Below are 19,271 nucleotides of genomic sequence, written 5' to 3'. Positions count from 1 at the left end.
TAGATTATATAGGTTGAAGTATATGTTAACTGTCTTAATTACGTCTTTTATCCTATAATATTTTTCTTTTATATATTTTAACGATTCATGACTCAGAATGTCTAACCAAAAATCTAAATCTACCATTCTATATCTACTTAACTTCTTCAGTAGACGTTCATTAACTGCGTCTCGTATCTTTTCACGCTGCTTATCTTTTTTAATTAATACTTTACACTTAACTAAAACATCAAAAATTATTGATCTTAATTTAAAAATCGCCTTACCTGAGCTAGATGATGCCAATAGAGAATTAATTACTCGTCGTGCCATTCAAAATGAAATGATGTCTTATATGGAGTTTTTCCATATTTGGGGCTCACAAACCAAACAAAATATTCAACGAGTTCATAAGATCCATCAAGAGTATTTACTACATGAGGCACTTGCCCAACAAAAAGGCGTCGTGTTAGTGGTTCCACACTTTGGCACTTGGGAAATTATGAATACATGGGTGGCACAATACACCCAAATGACCATTATGTACAAACCGATTAAAAATCCGATTGCAGATGAATTTGTTCGTGCTGCACGTAGTCGTGAACGTGCACATTTGGTCCCTACAGATGAATCTGGTGTACGACAAATCTTTAAAGCCCTCAAAAAAGGCGGAACTACGGTCATTTTACCTGATCATACTCCCCATCATGGCGCTGACATGATTCCTTATTTTGATCTTCCCCTGTTTTCCAGTAACTTAAGTGCCAAGCTGATTCAAAAAACTCAAGCAAAAGGTTTGTTTTTATATGCATTACGCAATGAAAATGAAGGTTTTGATATGTATATTGAAGAAATTGATCCCATGATTTATGAAGTCAGTGCAGATGAAGGTACTCATCTTATTTTTAAGGCACAAGAAAATTTAATTCGTCAACGTCCTGAGCATTACCACTGGAGTTATAAACGCTTTAGTGCCAATCCCAGTTTAAAACGAATTTATGATATTGCGCCAACAGAAGCTTTGGCACAAATTACACAGGTTAGAAATGATTATCTAACACATCAAACAACCATCAATCAAATCGAAGTTTAGTTTAACCATTTTAGTTTTTGTCGATGTGTACTCAGCTCTGTGACCATATTCTGCTGAAGCTCAATATCAATACTGCCTGTTTCAGCCGTTAATAAATAAGGAATTTTAAGCTGCTCTAGGCGACGAAGTGTGGCAAGATGAGGATGGTGGTAAGGATTATTCAATCCAGCAGAAATGAGTGCTAACTTGGGCTGAAAATGTTGTAAAAAATCATAGGCTGAACTATGACGACTGCCATGATGACCCAAGACTAAAACATCGACGGGTAAATCAGCATAACGTCGTATAAGCTCAAATTCCGTTTGCCAACCGGCATCACCCATAATTAAATAATGTTGATAAGGATAGGCATCTTTTATTGATACATAGACCACGCAAGAATATTCATTTTTCTGTCGGTGAGCTTGAGCTAAATCTTTGGCCTGAGGCGATAATATTTCAATAGCAACATGCTCACCTAGGCTAAATTTTTGTCCTGCATGACATAATTGCATAGAAGGAATATCTGTCATTATTTCATTGGCATATAATTGTTTTACCTGTAATTGATCTTTGATTTTAAAATATGCTCCACTATGATCGTGATCTAAATGGCTCAGTAGCAGTATATCCAGTGTCGTTGCCTGCTGGGCCGATAAAAATGGCAAAATAATCTGTTCACCAATACTAAACTCATCTTCACGATAATGTCCTCCTGTATCAATCATCATATGATATTGCTGGTGTTGTAAAAAAATAGCCTGTCCTTGTCCAACATCCAGCAATATAAATTGAAACTTTGGGGATGTATTTTGGCTAAAAAATAACGCCATAAAACACAGCAGTGGCCAAGTAAAAGGAATAACCCCATAAGGCATAACACATAAAATACTGCCTAAAATTAAACTCACCAAAGGCCATCCATGATAAGAAATTCGATATAACTGTGCTGTAAAGGATTGATCTAATAAGGTTATGATTAACATCAAGCCAGATAACAATACATCATTCACTTGAAATAAAAATTCACTCAAAGGTGAAAAAATAAAATAACTGATCCCTGCAATGATTTCCAAAGGCACCACAAGAAAACCAATAAATGGTATTGCGACCAGATTACTCACTGGGCTTAACCAAGCAATATGTTGAAAAAAAATAATCATGATGGGCAGTAATGCCAAAAAAATTCTCAGCTGTGATGCCATCAACATCCATACATTATGCAGTAATTTTTTTTGCCAGCTTAGGGTACTTAAAGATCGATGTTGCATAGTTTGATAAATTCTAAGCAATATCAAACACGCTCCATAAGATAACCAAAATCCAGCAGATAACACACTGAATGGATCATAGAGCAGTAAAATAAAAGCACTCCATAATAAGCTCTTGAATGGCGTTAAGCCTTGCTGACAAAGTGCAGCAAGGCTAATGAGCACACTCATCAATAAAGTTCTCATCACGGGGATATCAAAACCAACATAAGCACTATAAGCCAATACACAAATTAAAAATGGCCATATCAATAGATACGGTTTGGCAATACCTAAATAAATGCAAGATTGGCGATAGACCAGCAAACGATGACATAAACAACATACCAACCAAGCAAATAACAGTACATGTGGTCCTGAAATGACCAATAAGTGCTGAATTCCCAAACGTTGAAACTGTTGTGTTAGCGAACTGGATAATAAACTACTATCGCCAGTCAATAAGGCTAAACTAAGACCCTGATACTGAATTGGCTGCTGCTGTATAAATACTCTCATTGCCAAACGTTGTTGTTCAATCCACAATAAACTTTGCTGCCAAAAGCTTTGATAGTAATCAATGTGCTGTAAAATCGCAGCATCCTGTCGCAGTTCAGACTGGGTAAGCTTTGTCATACGCTCGATTTTAAACATGGCCATAACATTTTGCTGTAGATACCATTTTTCAATATCAAAACTGGCTAAATTGGCATAACCATGTGGCGGTTGTATCCATCCCGTTAAGCGATAATATTGTCCCAACTCAAAGGTTGATGAAAAAGGCTGTGGTTGGATCAGCCACTGGACTGGTATTTGACGGTGATTTAACACCGAGACTTTTTGCTGAGTACCCTTTGCGGTTAAGTGTGAGAGATGATGAACATAGACCAATACTTCGGCATATACTGTTTTTTGCTCGCGCAAAGCGAGACGCTGCTGAAGTTGATGATCAGCATAATGAGCAGCTAAAATTGCACTACAACTCAGAGCGAGCAGCAAGCAAATACTTTTCAGTCGATAGTCGTGTAAACGATCATAGCTACGCCATTGAATAAACAACAACAGAAAAATAATAAACTGATGTATTCCAGATAGCTTGATCCATGCTAAATCAGTCTGCCCCATCGTGGCAGTCCCTAAAACCCATCCAATCATGGCAATATACAAGATCATGACAGTAGATCATTCTTTTTTTTATAGCATAAAGCCCACCGAAGTGGGCTTCAATTGTATTGGTCTTATTTCATGCAGCTCGTCATTTTCCCCAAATGCCATCTTGCATATGCATAATAATATCTGCAGATTTAGCCAACTCTTCATCATGGGTCACAATCAACATCGACATATTAAATTCGGCACGTAATTCTTGAAGTAATTCAAATACCTTTACTGCCGTTTTACGATCTAGATTACCGGTAGGCTCATCGGCTAGCATGACTTTGGGCTGCGTCACTAGGGCTCGAGCTAAAGCAACACGTTGACGTTCACCACCAGAAAGCTCACCTGGTTTATGCTGCATACGATGGGTCAAATTAACTTTGCTTAATAAAAACTCAGCATGTTCTTTGACTTGTTTATAACGACTACCTGCTCTAAGCATCAGTGGCATTGCTACATTTTCTAATGCAGTAAATTCAGCCAATAAATGATGAAACTGATAGACAAAACCAAGGTTTTGATTGCGCAAATAGCCACGTTCAGCTTCACCGAGGTTATCAAAGCGGCTTCCATTTAAAAATACCATACCTTCTGTTGGACGATCTAAGCCCCCAAGCACATGTAATAAGGTACTTTTACCAGAACCACTGCTACCCACAATCGCAATAAACTCACCTTGCTTAACTTGTAAATCAAGACCACGGATCACTTCGACTGTAGATTTACCATCAGTAAAGTTTTTAGTCACTTGTTTTGCTTCAAGTACAATATTACTCATAACGTAAAGCCTCTGCTGGTTGAATCTTAGCTGCTCTACGTGCAGGATAAATCGTCGCTAAAAAACTTAATAGTAAAGATAGAACCACAATCAATACCACATCTTGCCATTTTAAATATGAAGGTAAATAATTAATAAAATAAGCATCAAACAGATGCAAGCCTAATGCATTATTAATCCATGCAATAATACCACTGATACTCGAAGCAAAAATAATCCCCAGAATTGCGCCTGCAACAGTACCAATCACACCAATAATCGTACCTTGCACAATAAAAATACGGGTAATGGTTGCCGGTGAAGCACCTAACGTTCTTAAAATGGCAATATCTGCTTTTTTATCCGTTACCACCATAACCAAAGAAGAAACAATATTAAATGCAGCCACCAATACAATCAGAAATAGCAATAAACTCACCATGGCTTTTTCCATTTGAATGGCACTGAATAAATTACCATGGGTAAATGTCCAGTCTGACGCATAGAAATTATGAGGTAATTCACGCACAATCTGATTAGATACTTGAGGTGCTTGGAAAATATCATCCAACTTCATACGAATACCTTGTGCACCATTAGGTAAGCGTAATAACGTTGCGGCATCTGCCAAATCGATATATCCCATCATCGAGTCAACTTCAGCGCCAATACTAAAAATACCGACGATTTTAAAGCGTTTAAAACGAGGGACCACACCTGCGGGAGATGGTGTTGCTTCAGGCAATACTAAAGTAATGTAATCATTTAAACCCAGACCAAATGCATCGGTCATTTGTTTACCTAAAACAATTCCAAATTCACCCGGTTTTAATTGATCAATACTTCCTTCAACCATATGGTCTTGAATAATAGATACTTTCTTTTCATATTTAGGATCAATACCATTCACCAATATACCAGAAACCTGCCCCTGTGCAGTCAACATTCCCTGTAATTGTGTAAAAGGAGCCGCACCAACAACATGTTCATGCTGCTCAACTTTTTTTGCAAGTTGTGGCCAGTCTGTTAAAATTTGTGTTGAAGAAATGGTGGCTTGAGGAACCATGCCCAGTACACGATTTTTTAACTCCCGATCAAAACCATTCATCACGGAAAGAACAGTGATGAGTACTGCGACCCCTAGGGTAAGGCCGATCATTGAGACCAGAGCAATAAAAGAAATAAAATGGTTACTGCGCCGTGCGCGAGTGTATCTTAACCCGATATACAGCGAGATTGGTTTAAACATACCATCTAGTCCGAGGTAATAATATGGAAAATTTCAGCATCAAATATTCAACTAGAATATTGAGTAATTTCATCAATCAATGCCGCCTTAAAAAATAATGGTCAGGTCATATTTAATGACATCACGCCCAATGTACATATGATCTACATTTTATCTTCGCTCGTTATTTTCTCCTATTGAGACACTGAAGATCAATCTAAGCATACTATAGACCAACAATCATCTAGTAAGATAAAACATGCTGGCGCATAGAATGAATCATACTGATATCAAAACATTCCGCTCACATATTTTAATGTCGATGATATGCTGTAGCTGTGCTCAAAATACAGCTTAAACAGCATGATACCGACATCGGTAATTTTATTCTTTTCACTGTTTTAGACCAACCATCAACAGACAATATTCATTAATTTACCACAGAGCAACAACTCAAAATCCTTAAAGTCTTCTTATTTTTCTCGGTTTTAAATCAGAATAAAAATAAATAAATAGTCCCGTAATTAAAATCAATGCGCCAAACAGAATCATCATGGTTAACGTTTCATGATTTAGCCATGCCCCGATCAAAATAGCCAACATCGGTGTAATTACCGTGGTTAAAGACAATGTCGTTGCCGAGAGAGAACGAACCAGATTAAAATAACAAAACATTGCCACCAAAGAAGACATAATGACGACATAACCAATACTCAATAATGCGCGGCCTTCAGGAAGCATCGTCGGTGCATATGGCAAAATAAAAGGGACAATGAGAAAGGTCAATATAACAGAAAATAAAATCGAACCCGTTGCTTGAGCCATCGGCTCAACCTGAGCATTGACCTGCTTGACCCAAAAAATAGATAAAGCATAAATACTGACACTACACAGCATCAATAATAAACCCACAACCTGTACATGATGTGCTGAATCCGACAAGCTAATGACTGCCAACCCCAATAATGCAATCAACATCCCAACCCACTGAGACGGTTTTAGCTTTTGCTTAAAAATAAAAAATCCGATGAGTCCTGCAATCAATGGTGCCAAACCAAACATCAAGGCAATCATTCCTGAACTCAAGTACTGCGTTGCCATATAGGTAAAAATTTGTGAACCAATAAAACTCATTGCGCCAGCCAAATAACTATGTAAGGCAATTTTATGCAGCGGTAATCGGATTCTTAAAACAAGTAATAAGAGTAACGCAATCGGCAATGCTATCCAGAACCGAAGAATGAGTGCCCATAGATAATAAAGGTCTGAAACACTCCATACAATTGCAAGTGGTGTGGTAGCCCAAATAAAAATTAATAGGACATAATTAGCAATCGTACTGGTTTTTGATACGGACATTGGCGTTACTTAATCGAGATATTTTGACGTTTTAATTTCTGAATGGTTTGATCTAAAGCACTAGAGAACTCGCGTTTATCACGCTCAGAAATCGGTGGTGGACCACCCGTTTGTACACCTGCACCACGTAAAGTATCCATAAAATCACGTAAATGTAAGCGTGCCTTAACATTGGCAGTGGTATAAATTTCACCACGTGGATGAATTGCGATTCCTCCTTTCTCAATCACTTGTGCTGCTAAAGGAATATCTTGAGTAATGACAATATCTGATGGGTTCATACGTTGCACAATTTCTTGATCGGCAGCATCTGCACCTTTCAATACCTGAATCGCATGAATACGAATGGACGGGCTAATCCCAACAGGTTGATTGGCCACAAAAGTGACTTCAAGTTGATAGCGATCTGAGGCACGAATAATCACATCACGTAAAATTCTTGGTAATGCATCGGCATCTACCCAAAGTTTAAATGGCAACACGATAGCGCCCTAAAGTCGAGATGAAAAGCTTATTGTAGCAAATCACAGCACAATGCCCTAATACATGACTCAATTGAGGGCTATATTTTTATGACCTAGATAAAATGTAAATGAAGGATGGAAAAACAACATCAAGTACTGATTAAATCGATTAAATAAGACTTTATTTTTCATTTTAATCGTCACTTTTATGGCATTTTGCAGGATTTTTTATCGTTTGACTTGAAAAATCGAGAATACCCACGATTAACTTATTAAATACAACCCAAGATCAATTGAGCATATGAACAATCAAAATAACCCAGAAATCATTACGATTAATGATGAAAATTTTGGAAGTCATGTAGAACATTGGAATCTACTTACCGATGAACCAGCAAGCGCGGTTCCAAAATGGTTAGGGTTGGCACTTGATGCTCCAGTCATGCCCATGGGGATCTGTAAAAATGAAGCTGAAATGGATCAAAATACTTGGCTCATTCAAGGACCTCAAGATTCTGAAATTCAGTTTTCACAAATTATTGATGTCGAAAATAATAAACCAAAAGCCGTTAAAATTGCCTTTCCTTGTTTTAATAGTCCATATAAATATGAAGCAAAAATTGAGCGTATTATTACCTGTAAATCGAATGCTCAAGCTGTATTACGTTTAAATCTTGGTCACAATACCATTGTCTATGCATTTGATTCATTTTATAGCGTCAACCAAGCACGTTATCAAAAAGATCAAACTTATTTTGTGCGTCTAAATGCATTTGCATATGAGCTTCGAGCGGTCTCTGATCATGAACAGTTAATTGTCGATGATCCTGCCTCTATTAAACATCATCGTGCTTTAAATGCTATTTTAGCCGCCAATAATGGCGTGGCACCAAGTAACTTACAAGATCAAATTGATGCTTGGCAACCTCAAACAGAAGATGATGAAGCACCTGTCACAGTCGACTTTTCTAAAATGGTGGCCTATTTATATGGTGAAAAAATAGGGCAAGAAGATGAAGCTTGGTTTCAAGGTAAAGTGGTGGGTAAACTTACATTTGATTTTATGAATCAACGCTATACACACTATGATGTCACTTTGTTTTTAGAGGAAAATCAACCCGCTGTATTGGCACGTATCACCACCAAAAACAGTGAACATCAAGACTTTTCAATTGGGCAATATATTCGGGGTAATATTTGGCTACAAACCAGTATTTATTAAGTTGCTTTGAATCAAATAGCCGTATTCATCAATACGGTTATATTATTTTCCAGTACAGCATCAAGCATACTCAAAAAATAAATATCCATTGATGATATTATCGCATTTTGTTGCCAACCCAAGAGAAGATTTTTAGGCCTAAAATAATCATCACTGATCAATAATAATGTTTCACTTTGTATCTATTTATGGGTGTGCTTTCTTTCAGATTTTTTTTATGTTACAAATACAATAAAGCTATAACTATCAATTTAGGTATTTTTGGATAATAAATAGCAATGAAAATGATGCAAGAAGAAAATATACAGCCCCTTGAACATCGTATTGAACGAACCATTCGAGTCGATATAATTTCATGTTTATTTTTTATGCTCGGCATGTTTATTTGTGCTTATCTTTTACACCATTTTATCTTATAAGTTTGCTCGCTCATAGGTGATAAAACGACACCCTACAAATCAGATCATGATCTATCTGAGTGCTAGAGTGTCATTTTAATTATGCGATTTAAAGCATGGTGTATCTCACTTAACCGTGACGCTGTGCAAATTGATCCATAAAGTGTACCAAAGATTGCACACCTTCTAATGGGACCGCATTATAAATACTTGCACGCATTCCACCTACTGAACGATGACCCGCCAGATTAAGTAAATGATGCTCTTCCGCTTCTTTTAAAAATAATTTTTCTAAATCACTATTTGCCAAGGTAAAAGGTACATTCATCATTGAACGGTTTACTTTTGCAATTGGATTAGCATAAAAATCACTTGCATCAATATAATCATATAGTAACGCTGCTTTTTGCAGATTTACTTGATGAATTGCATCAACCCCACCCTGTTGCAATAACCACTCAAAGACCAAACCAGATAGATACCATGCATAAGTTGATGGTGTATTCACCATTGAACCATTTTTTGCCTGTGCTGAGTATTTTAAAATACTTGGTATTTCAGGTTTTGCTTGATCCAGTAGATCATCACGAATAATGACTAAGGTTAAACCTGCTGGGCCAATATTTTTTTGTGCACCCGCATAGATTAAGCCAAATTTAGTCACATCTAATGGTGCAGATAAAATACTTGAAGAAAAATCACATACCAAAGGCTTATCTGTTTCTGGAATATTTGCAAACTGAATACCGCCTATCGTTTCATTATCAGCATAATGCACATATGCTGCATCATCAGACAATGACCATGTACTTTGTTCAGAAATCGCTAATTTACCATCAATTTTCGTGCCTGCCTCAATCATATGCACATCACCATAACGCTGTGCTTCTTTCATGGCTTTTTCAGACCATATTCCTGTATGAATATAATCTGCTTTATTATTTTTCCCCAATAAATTGAGCGGAATTGCTGAAAATTGTAGTGAAGCACCACCTTGCAAAAACAATACTTTATAATCACTAGGAATATTCATGAGCTGACGTAAATCTGCTTCCGCTTTCTCAGCTACAGCGACATAATCTTTGCTGCGGTGACTCATTTCCATGATGGAAAGGCCTTTACCCTGCCAGTCAAGTAATTCTGCTTGCGCTTTTTCTAAAACAGCAGTAGGTAATGCAGCAGGACCAGCACAAAAGTTATACGCGCGCATGATTTTTCCTTTCGAAGTGAACCACAATAAAATAATGGCATTTAACCATAGATTCGTATTTTCTGCAGTATTTAATCCGGAAATTATTTCAATGGTCAATCAGAGTAACATCAGAAATCTGAATAGCCTGATAAATAGCAAATGAGGGTGTTATAACACTGCATTTACCCGATCTCTTAAACTTAAAATTTATTATTTTATTGAAATGATAGTTTAAAAATAAATCAAATATAACAACTTATTCACAGACACTTGACCTTATATATGTATTATACTGATGACAAAAACTAGCATAGAAATGAGTGGAATCAATGATTTGCGAACCAGATCACACAACATATCAACTCACTTTAAAAATTATAGATAAATCTATTAAACTTGGCTTAAAAACTAGTCTAATTTCATTTATAAGTTTAACTAGCAGCATGCTATATGCTGAAGGATTGAGTTATGCTCAAGCGGAACAACGGATGTTGTCTGAATCATATGTCAGCCAAGCCAGTCAAGTATTAGAACAGGCTTCAGAGCTTCAATCTCAAGCCATAAAAGGCCTTGGTTTGCCTAAAATTGACTTAAATCTACGTAGCTATGCCTTACATAGTGAATTCGACGTCCCACTGGATGCGTTAAAAAGCGGTTTAGAAAACAGTTTAATTAATGGTGCCAATAGTAAAATTGATGAATGGCAAGGTGATATTCCAGGTCTTTCGGCATCAGATGTCGATCAGCTTAAAGGAACTGTTGGACAAGGTATTAAAGATGGAGTTGGCCTGATTCCAAACTCAACAGAACTTACCATAAAAGACCATGTCACACGCCCAACGGTTTCCGTGATGATGCCAATCTATACAGGAGGCTTAATCAGTAGTGCTAAAGAAATTGCACGAATTAAAGCGCAAAGTAGTCAAATTAGTGCTAAACAGCAACAAGACCTACAAAAATTTGAAATTATTAAATCTTATTTTAGCGTACAGTTACAAAAAAATTTGTTACATGCAGGCCAATTCAATGTTCAGGCCATGCAAAAACATTATAACAATGCATTAAAATTTGAACGAGAAGGTCTGATTAGTAAAGGACAACGAATGCAATTTGAAGTGGCACGCAATAATGCCGAACGATTGCTCACCAATACCCAAACCATGTATCAAAGCAACTTATTTCAACTGAATAATTTATTACAAACTAGCCAGATTACTGAATTAACGACGCCCCTTTTTATTAACTCAAGTCAAAGTCAAGATTTAAATCGCTTACTTAAAACTTTTGCTGAGCATTCAAATTTAATTCGTAAAATGCAAGTGGATACACAATTAGCAGATGTGAATATTAAAGCACAACAAGCTGCAAAAAAACCAACCGTTTTTGCTTTTGGTGAATATGCTTTAGAGAAAAAAGAAAATTGGATTGTCGGTATTGCTGCCAGTTATAATTTATTTTCAGGGATTAATAAAAATAAAAATATTCAGGCTGCTGAATTACAAAAACAGGCTTCAGAATTATTAACCTCCCGAACTAAACAGGAAATTGAAACGATTATTTATACAGCCTACAATGAAATGAATAATGCATTAATAACGCAACAATTATTACAAAGTAATATGCAAGCAGCACAAGAAAATTTAAGAATTCAAGAATTATCGTTTAAAGAAGATATGGGATCTGCTACACAAGTCATCGATGCCCAAAATGCAATGTCGGCTATCCGTAGTGAAATGGCATTAAACGCCTATAAATACGTCATGTCTCTTGCAACACTATTACAAAGCTATGGTTCAATCGATCAATTTCAAAGCTATATTCATCAACCCAATACACGTTATATTCAATAATGGATGAGGATCACTTATGACTCAAGATCAAAATACGCCTGATCAGACTTCAGAAAATCACTCATCACAAACTCATCAGGATAAAACTGCATCAACAGATCAGCCATCTCCACAGCCCACTAAATCTAAGGCAGTTTTAATTAAAATTGCGATCGCCATTGTGGTGATTATCATTTTGGCATTTATTGCCTATGGACTTTGGATGAGTTATAAACCTGCAGAGCTTGAATTACAAGGTCGTGTAGAAGCAGAAACTATTTATGTCAGTACCAAAGTACCTAGTCGTATTACTGAATTATATGTCGAGAGTGGTGATGTCGTTAAAAAAGGACAACCGCTGGTTCGCTTACATAGTCCAGAAGTCGATACGAAAAAACAACAGGCACTCGCTGCATTACAAACGGCATTGGCATTACAGTCCACAGTAGAACGAGGCCCTCAAGAAGAAAATATTGAAAGCTTATATTCGAACTGGCAAGCACTCAAAGCTCAGGAAGAACTCACCAGAAAAACCTATCAACGTGGCCATAGACTGTTCCAAGAAGGTGTGATTTCCAAACAGCGTCAAGATGAAATGTATGCTGCTGCACAATCTGCAGCCGATTTAAGTGAAGCAGCACGTCAACAATATTTACGTGCCAAACGTGGTAGTACTTCGCAAGAAAAATCAACGGCCGCAGCCCAAGTTGATATTGCACGTGCAGCAGTTGAAGAAGTGAATGCTTTAGAGGCCGAAACTTATTTACATGCACCTATTGATGGCGTTGTCTCCAAAACCTATGGCAATGTCTCTGAATTAATTGGACTGGGTGTGCCTATTGTCAGCATTATTGACAAACAAAAAATGTGGGTCAGTTTAAATGTCCGGGAAGACCATTATGCTTATCTTTATAAGAATAAAATCTTTGAAGGCTTTATTCCGGCTTTAAATAAAACAGCAAAATTTAAATTGCAAAGTATTAACCCTCAAGGTGATTTCGCTACAATTAAAACCACACGCCAAACAGGTGGCTATGATATCCGTAGCTTTAAATTTCATTTAGATCCTGCAGAAAACTTACCCAATTTAAAAATTGGTATGAGTGTGCTCTTTAAAGTTAATGAGGCACCCTAATGTTGCATGGCATACAACGTGAATTAAAATACTTACTGACCCATAAATGGGATTTGTGTTTAGTCACACTTTTTCCATTATTTTTGATCTTGATATTCGGCAGTATGTTTTTACAAGGTGTGCCGAAACATTTACCAATGGCAATCATTGATCAAGATAATAGTGATTTAAGTCGTAATATTGAATATTATGTCTCACTCAATGAAAAATTAAAAATTTACACTATTTCCAGTAGTCCAACAGAAGTTGAACAATTACTTAATCAAAATAAAATTTGGGGTTATATTCATATTCCAGATGGTGCTGAACAACGTTTGGTCAAAGCACAAGATGCAGAAATCAATATGGCGTTTAATCAAAGCTACTATAGTGTAGGTACCGCCATTTCATCCGCAATGCTCAGTAGTACCTTACAAGCCACAGCAAATTATCTTAAGACAGATTATTTTGACAATAATATTCCATATATCGATATTCCAACCCCGAATGTTAAAATGTCTGTGCTGTTTAATCCCAATATGAATTATGAGTTTTATCTCGAACCTTTTCTGATTCCCGCAATTCTACATTTATTATTATCGTGTTGTGTTGCTTTTTCAGTAGGAATAGAACTTAAAAACCATACGGTGAGGCAATGGGTCAACCAACAGAGTTTGTTTAGTGCAATTTTATCTAAAAATTTAGTTTATATTGTCATTTTTTTATTTTGGACCGCATTATGGATGATTTGGCTGGTTGGTATTCGTGGATGGTTTATCGCTGGTGAAGGCTGGTTCATTTTACTCGGACAATTATTTTTTTATGCAGCCTACTCATTTATGGCTACGCTCATGGTACTGATTTTTAAAGATTCACTAACCACTTTTGGTATACTTGCAGTCTATGGTGGTTCATCACTTAGTTTTGCTGGTGTGACTTTACCACTGACCAATGCACCACAATTTACCAAATTTTGGTCAGATTTTATTCCCTATACGCATTATGCCAAACTACAAACTGAACAATGGGCAATAGGCAGCCCACTCAGCATTTCACTGATTCCTTTATCGGTATTAATTTTATATAGCTTGATCTTTTTTGTGCTTTCGATTTTCTTTTTAAAACGCTATCTAAAAGGCTCTCAAGTATGAAAGAATTCTTAAAATATTATCTGAAAACCTTTAAAGATATCGTTACGCGTGAACCGATTGTCGCGACATTGATTGCCTCTATTTTTTTCTATAGTTTTTTTTACCCAACAGCCTATAAATCGCAACAACCGACAGATCTTCCAATTGTGATTGTCAATGAAGAAAAAACCGTCCTGAATTATAAAATTATTGATGCAGTTTTCCTTACTCCTAATGTGAGGGTAATTCATATTACGGGTAACTTTCTAGAAGCACAGCAATTGGTACAGGACGACAAAGCAAGTGGTATTTTATATTTACCCAATGCTTTGTCAGAAAGTTTGTTACAAGGTAAAACTGGCGGAATCGGAATTTATTTAAGTGCCACCAACTTATTGGCCTCTAAAAAAATTGGAGAAGGTATTGCAACATCGATTGAAGATACCTTACGCCAACAACTGGCACCATTTCTGCATATCAGTGCATTTAGCCCATCCATCCCGATCCATCAAATTCCGTTGTACAATACTTTATCGGGTTATGGCAGTTATGTCTTTCCAGCAATTGCTCCTTTAATTATTCATCAAATTATTATTTTGGGCTTAACCATGTTAATCGCGGGATTTCGTGAATCACAATGGCGCCCTAAAGTTGCTGAATTTTGGGGAATATTCTTTGCGGTCTTTACCATCGGCTGTTTAGGTAGTTTTTATTTTTTTGGTTTGACCTTCTGGTTTTATGATTATCCTCATGGTGGTAATTTATGGGGTATGTTAATTGCCGTTCCTATTTTTGTCAGTTGCATCATTGGCTTAAGTTTATTGATTGCTACTTTTTTAGATTGTGCTGAGCGTGTAGGACAAATTTTTGTTGCTACCTCTGTTCCACTGTTTATTTTATCGGGTATTGCTTGGCCTTATGAAGCCATGCCAACTTGGGTGCATTGGCTAGGCCAAGTCCTGCCTTCATCAATTGGCATTCAAATGTTTATTCAACTCAATCAAATGGGTGTACCGACGATTATCGTCATACCAAAATTAATTTATTTAAGTGCATTTGGTTTAATTTGCTTAATTTTGGCCTTTTATCGCTTAAGAAAATTGAATTAATAAGTTGCATTAAATTAATAATACAAATTAATTCGGGTATTTAAATCGAAATATCAAGTAAAACTGAGAAAATTGTAACCAAACAAATATAAATTATACGAAAAAGAATAGGTCATTTATCATCTAGGCTTCAAAATAGACCCATACTCCCAATACTGCCATATGGGTCGATAATTTATATTTTTTTTAAACAATTAAAATTATCGACCGTATGAGGTATTTTATCGAATCTCATTTTTTCAGAGCTAAATATGAAAAAAAGTAAAATTAGTCTAGCGTGGCAAATTGTCATTGCCTTGATCCTAGGGATACTTGTTGGTTCTTTCCTACACTACTCTCCTGAATACCGTGATACTTTAGTCACAAACTTTTTAACTCCCTTAGGCACAATCTTTATTAATCTAATTAAAATGATTGTGATTCCATTGGTCGTATCCATGCTGATTTTGGGTATTGCCAATACCAGCCATGGTAGCAATATTGGTAAACTTGGTTTTAAAACGATTATCTATTTTGAAATTATTACCACTATTGCGATTCTTGTCGGCTTATTTGCTGCCAATATCTTCCAACCTGGCGTAGGTATTGATATGTCTGCCCTGACACAGGCCGATATTTCAAGCTATCAAAATACCACACATGAAGTGAGTGAACACTCTCACAGCTTAGTACAAACCATTTTATCGCTGATTCCATCAAACTTTTTTGCAGCGTTGACCAGTGGTCAAATGTTACCGATTATTTTCTTCTCGGTCATGTTCGGTTTAGGTTTGGGTGCACTGGATAGTGAGGTTAAACAACCACTCATCAAAGTTTTAAATGCCGTTTCAGAAACAATGTTTAAAGTCACACATATGATTATGATGTTTGCACCTGTTGGGGTATTTGGTTTAATTGCCGCAACAGTCGCAAACTTTGGCTTTAGCTCTTTAGTGCCATTGGTTAAATTAGCTGTATTGGTTTATGCTGCTATTTTCTTCTTTATCTTTGTTGTACTGGGCTTAGTTGCGAAAATCTGTGGCTTTAGTATCTGGGCATTAATTAAAATTTTAAAAGATGAATTGATTCTAGCGTACTCAACGGCCAGCTCAGAAACAGTATTACCGCGTATCATGGAAAAAATGGAAGCCTATGGTGCACCGAAACCTATTGCAGGTTTTGTTATTCCTATTGGTTATTCGTTTAACTTAGATGGTTCTACGCTCTATCAAAGTATTGCTGCTATTTTTATCGCACAACTTTATGGTATTGATCTAAGTATTACCCAGCAAGTGATCTTGGTCTTAACCCTCATGATTACCTCAAAAGGAATTGCAGGTGTACCTGGCGTATCGTTTGTGGTGCTATTAGCGACTCTGGGCAGTGTGGGTATTCCACTCGAAGGGCTGGCATTTATTGCAGGGATTGACCGGATTTTGGACATGGCACGTACTGTACTGAATGTCATTGGTAATGCTTTAGCCGTTCTTGTTATCAGTAAATGGGAAGGCGAATTTGATTATGAAAAGCAAAAAAATTACAGCCTAGAGAAAAACAATCAACTTTAGATCTTAATCAACTTAAAAGGACACAACAGCTCAGTGGTGTCCTTTTATTTTTTCTAAACCATTTGACCTACAAATCGCTCATACTGAAAAAATCAGCCTGACATATCGTGCCAATCCGTCATGATCCACTAAAGATCCCACGCTTGTTCCATACTGGTCATTTGCTTAAAAAGATCACAATGTTCGGCATATTTTACTGCACACCAAAGCCGAATAAAATCGGCGCCAATATAATGGGCCAATACTGGATCCGATTTTAATTGCGCTAAAGCATCCAATTGATTCGTTGCGAACAAGACATCGTCCTTGGATAAGGTTGGTGAAGTGAATGCCTGCGGTATCTCTAAGTCTTGTGTTAAACCATGTAAGGTACCTGTCAATATCATGGCAACAGCCAAATAGGGATTACAATCTGCACCCGCAACCCGATATTCTAATCGTTGATTATCTTGATCCGAACAAGGGATACGGATAGCCACATGACGATTATTCACGCCCCATGTAGCTGCCAAAGGCACATGATGTCCTTGGCTAAAGCGTCGAAATGAATTAACGTTGGGGGCTAATATCGCGACTGATGCAGGTAATAGGGCGATTAATCCACTGATGACTTTTAGTAGCGTCTCTGAACATTGATCTGACGATGTGCTGCTAAATATATTTTTTTGTTCCAAATGAGCCAAACTCATATGAAAATGCATACCACTGCCTGCTTTTTGCAAATTTGGTTTAGCCAAAAAACTGGCTTGAAATCCATGTTTGGTCGCGACTTGTTTAATGGTCCGTTTTAACAACATCAGTTGATCACACAACTGTAAAACTGCATGCTGATGTTGCAGGTTAATTTCATACTGTCCAGATGATGATTCTGCAACAATGCCCGTGATATGAATACCTTGCTCTGCCGCTATATGGTTAATTTCATCTAAAACATGTTGATCTTGACGAGGAGGATCTATATCAAAACACTGTGTTAACGCTACACTATGACTGGAGTCTTTTTGAATAGGTTCAAGATAAAACTCTAGTTCAGCAGCAATACATGGATAAAAATCAAGTCGATGAAGCTGTTGAACTATTTTCTTTAAAATATTTCGGGGCTCAAAAGGACATCCTTGATGACCATCTTGCATGGTTAACAATACTTGGGCATGTTTTTCTGGATTAAATGCTGAGGGCTGCAATGTTCCTAATAGCGGCAGGCACAGATAATCAGGTTCACCATTAGCATATCCCAAACCCGTGTCTTCAATCACTTGGCCATCCAAGCTCATGGCATAAACTGACAAGGGAAAATAACAACCTGTTCGCAATGACTTTAAACACGCCACATCAATCCGTTTACCCCGGCGATGTCCATTCAAATCATGTAAATAAATATCAACATATTGCGTATATGGATAACGTTGTAAATATTGGTCTATTTCTTGTAAAAACAATGTCGTAAAATCCAGCGTAGTATCAGTGACTGGTGTAGGCCATTTTTTTGTTGATAGGGTTACTGGGGCAATCATGAGTGAAGAACTCATTTAACTATTCTCATTCGCTTCGATAACAGCCAAAATAAAGCAAGTTCACTATGCTGTAACGTAAAGATCACATAAAATTTTTAGGCTTTAATAACCATGATCAGCAACTGAGCTTCCCCGCTATCAACGACACCAATAGAAGCGTTATTTTTATCTGATGTGTAAACTGACATCTTTTTCTGTACTATCAAATGTCATTCATATTTATACTGTTTTTAAGATCGATTTAAAAATCTCAGACCAACCCCCGGCTCTGTAATGATATATTTTGGCTGAATGGCATTATCATTAAGCTTATGGCGCAACTTGGCCACCAAAATCCTTAAATAATGGGTATCTTCCTGATGTGTAGGCCCCCATAATGCTTTTAAAATTTGTGGTTGAGTCAATAACTGACCTTGATGTTGTGCCAATAAATGCAATAACTGATATTCTTTACGCGTCAAAGCAAGTAATTGTTGTTGTAAAAAAACCTGTCTTTGTGCAAAGTCTATTTTTAACATGCCATCATCAAAAATAGCGCATGTTACCGTACGCTGTTGAAATTGACGCAATAACACCCGAATTCTCGCCATTAATTCCTGAATGCTAAAAGGCTTGGTGACATAATCATTAGCGCCTGCATCGAGTAATTTAACTTTTTCATCTTCACTGGCACGTACGGATAAAACAATCACGGGAACATCTGACCATGTTCTTAATTCAGACAACACCTCAAAACCATCCAAATCCGGAAGACCGAGATCAAGAATGACCAGATCAGCTCCCTGTAATGCCAATTGTGTAATACCATTACGTCCATGATCAGACAATAAGGTCCGATATCCTTGTGCTCTTAATGCGATATCCAAAAACTTACGAATCTGATTTTCATCATCAATAATCAATATTTGTGTCATTGTTGCGAGTGATTCTTTTACTTCAGACATCATCT

Annotated in this window: 16 protein-coding genes; 8 read left to right on the top strand and 8 right to left on the bottom strand. The window is 36.9% G+C overall.

The features are described from left to right. Positions 1–97 precede the first annotated feature (97 nt). Positions 98–1,072 carry a lipid A biosynthesis acyltransferase gene (locus QSG86_RS08545; protein ID WP_317031100.1) on the top strand — a complete coding sequence of 325 codons (975 nt, stop codon included), beginning with the start codon at positions 98–100 and terminating at the stop codon, positions 1,070–1,072. On the opposite strand, the gene QSG86_RS08540 is transcribed toward QSG86_RS08545, so the two are convergent. From QSG86_RS08540 to QSG86_RS08520, 5 genes are all read right to left on the bottom strand, one after another. Next, a complete protein-coding gene (locus tag QSG86_RS08540; RefSeq protein ID WP_317031099.1) occupies positions 1,069–3,474 on the bottom strand; it encodes a DNA internalization-related competence protein ComEC/Rec2 in 2,406 nt (801 codons plus the stop codon). The two genes, QSG86_RS08545 and QSG86_RS08540, sit on opposite strands and share 4 nt — an antisense overlap. 82 nt (positions 3,475–3,556) lie before the next feature. Further along, positions 3,557–4,237, bottom strand: a complete 681-nt coding sequence (lolD, locus tag QSG86_RS08535) for a lipoprotein-releasing ABC transporter ATP-binding protein LolD (RefSeq protein ID WP_317031098.1) — start codon at positions 4,235–4,237, stop codon at positions 3,557–3,559. Continuing rightward, the gene (locus tag QSG86_RS08530; RefSeq protein ID WP_317031097.1) at positions 4,230–5,465 is read right to left on the bottom strand and encodes a lipoprotein-releasing ABC transporter permease subunit; all 1,236 of its coding nucleotides are present in this window, start codon (positions 5,463–5,465) and stop codon (positions 4,230–4,232) included. Before QSG86_RS08530 ends, lolD begins: the two co-directional genes overlap by 8 nt. A gap of 441 nt (positions 5,466–5,906) precedes the next feature. Beyond that, on the bottom strand, positions 5,907–6,803 hold the full coding sequence (locus QSG86_RS08525) for a DMT family transporter (protein WP_317031096.1): 897 nt from the start codon (positions 6,801–6,803) through the stop codon (positions 5,907–5,909). A gap of 5 nt (positions 6,804–6,808) precedes the next feature. Further along, a complete protein-coding gene (locus QSG86_RS08520) occupies positions 6,809–7,285 on the bottom strand; it encodes a YaiI/YqxD family protein (protein ID WP_317031095.1) in 477 nt (158 codons plus the stop codon). 283 nt (positions 7,286–7,568) lie between these two features. On the opposite strand from QSG86_RS08520, the gene QSG86_RS08515 reads away from it, so the two are divergent. Together QSG86_RS08515 and QSG86_RS08510 are read left to right on the top strand one after the other, a co-directional pair. After that, entirely contained in the window at positions 7,569–8,489 is a 921-nt protein-coding gene (locus tag QSG86_RS08515; protein ID WP_317031094.1) for a hypothetical protein, read from the top strand. Between the two features lie 278 nt (positions 8,490–8,767). Further along, positions 8,768–8,908, top strand: coding sequence for a hypothetical protein (locus QSG86_RS08510; protein ID WP_317031093.1), 141 nt, complete (start codon positions 8,768–8,770; stop codon positions 8,906–8,908). Between the two features lie 109 nt (positions 8,909–9,017). On the opposite strand, the gene serC is transcribed toward QSG86_RS08510, so the two are convergent. After that, positions 9,018–10,097 carry a 3-phosphoserine/phosphohydroxythreonine transaminase gene (serC, locus tag QSG86_RS08505; RefSeq protein ID WP_317031092.1) on the bottom strand — a complete coding sequence of 360 codons (1,080 nt, stop codon included), beginning with the start codon at positions 10,095–10,097 and terminating at the stop codon, positions 9,018–9,020. 425 nt (positions 10,098–10,522) lie between these two features. Here serC and QSG86_RS08500 point away from each other — a divergent pair, with 425 nt between their 5' ends. The 5 genes from QSG86_RS08500 (at position 10,523) to gltP (ending at position 16,808) form a co-directional block, all read left to right on the top strand. Next, entirely contained in the window at positions 10,523–11,929 is a 1,407-nt protein-coding gene (locus QSG86_RS08500; protein WP_317031091.1) for a TolC family protein, read from the top strand. Between the two features lie 16 nt (positions 11,930–11,945). Beyond that, a complete protein-coding gene (locus tag QSG86_RS08495) occupies positions 11,946–13,043 on the top strand; it encodes an HlyD family secretion protein (RefSeq protein ID WP_317031090.1) in 1,098 nt (365 codons plus the stop codon). After that, a complete protein-coding gene (locus tag QSG86_RS08490) occupies positions 13,043–14,173 on the top strand; it encodes an ABC transporter permease (RefSeq protein WP_317031089.1) in 1,131 nt (376 codons plus the stop codon). The genes QSG86_RS08495 and QSG86_RS08490 overlap by 1 nt, the downstream gene beginning before the upstream one ends. Beyond that, on the top strand, positions 14,170–15,261 hold the full coding sequence (locus QSG86_RS08485) for an ABC transporter permease (RefSeq protein ID WP_317031088.1): 1,092 nt from the start codon (positions 14,170–14,172) through the stop codon (positions 15,259–15,261). The genes QSG86_RS08490 and QSG86_RS08485 overlap by 4 nt, the downstream gene beginning before the upstream one ends. Positions 15,262–15,512: 251 nt before the next feature. Continuing rightward, positions 15,513–16,808: a glutamate/aspartate:proton symporter GltP gene (gene gltP / locus QSG86_RS08480; protein WP_317031087.1), complete on the top strand. Its 1,296-nt coding sequence runs from the start codon at positions 15,513–15,515 to the stop codon at positions 16,806–16,808. Between the two features lie 128 nt (positions 16,809–16,936). Here the strand turns inward: gltP and QSG86_RS08475 are convergent, their stop codons facing one another. Then, the gene (locus QSG86_RS08475) at positions 16,937–18,337 is read right to left on the bottom strand and encodes a glutamine synthetase family protein (RefSeq protein WP_317031086.1); all 1,401 of its coding nucleotides are present in this window, start codon (positions 18,335–18,337) and stop codon (positions 16,937–16,939) included. A 215-nt stretch (positions 18,338–18,552) separates the two neighbouring features. Further along, positions 18,553–19,266, bottom strand: coding sequence for a response regulator transcription factor (locus QSG86_RS08470; protein WP_317032711.1), 714 nt, complete (start codon positions 19,264–19,266; stop codon positions 18,553–18,555). Between the last annotated feature and the right edge of the window lie 5 nt (positions 19,267–19,271).

This window comes from Acinetobacter sp. SAAs474, from assembly GCF_032823475.1.
Taxonomy (GTDB): domain Bacteria; phylum Pseudomonadota; class Gammaproteobacteria; order Pseudomonadales; family Moraxellaceae; genus Acinetobacter.
The sequence above is the reverse complement of the archived record's forward strand: the minus strand, read 5'-3'. Positions and strand labels throughout refer to the sequence as shown.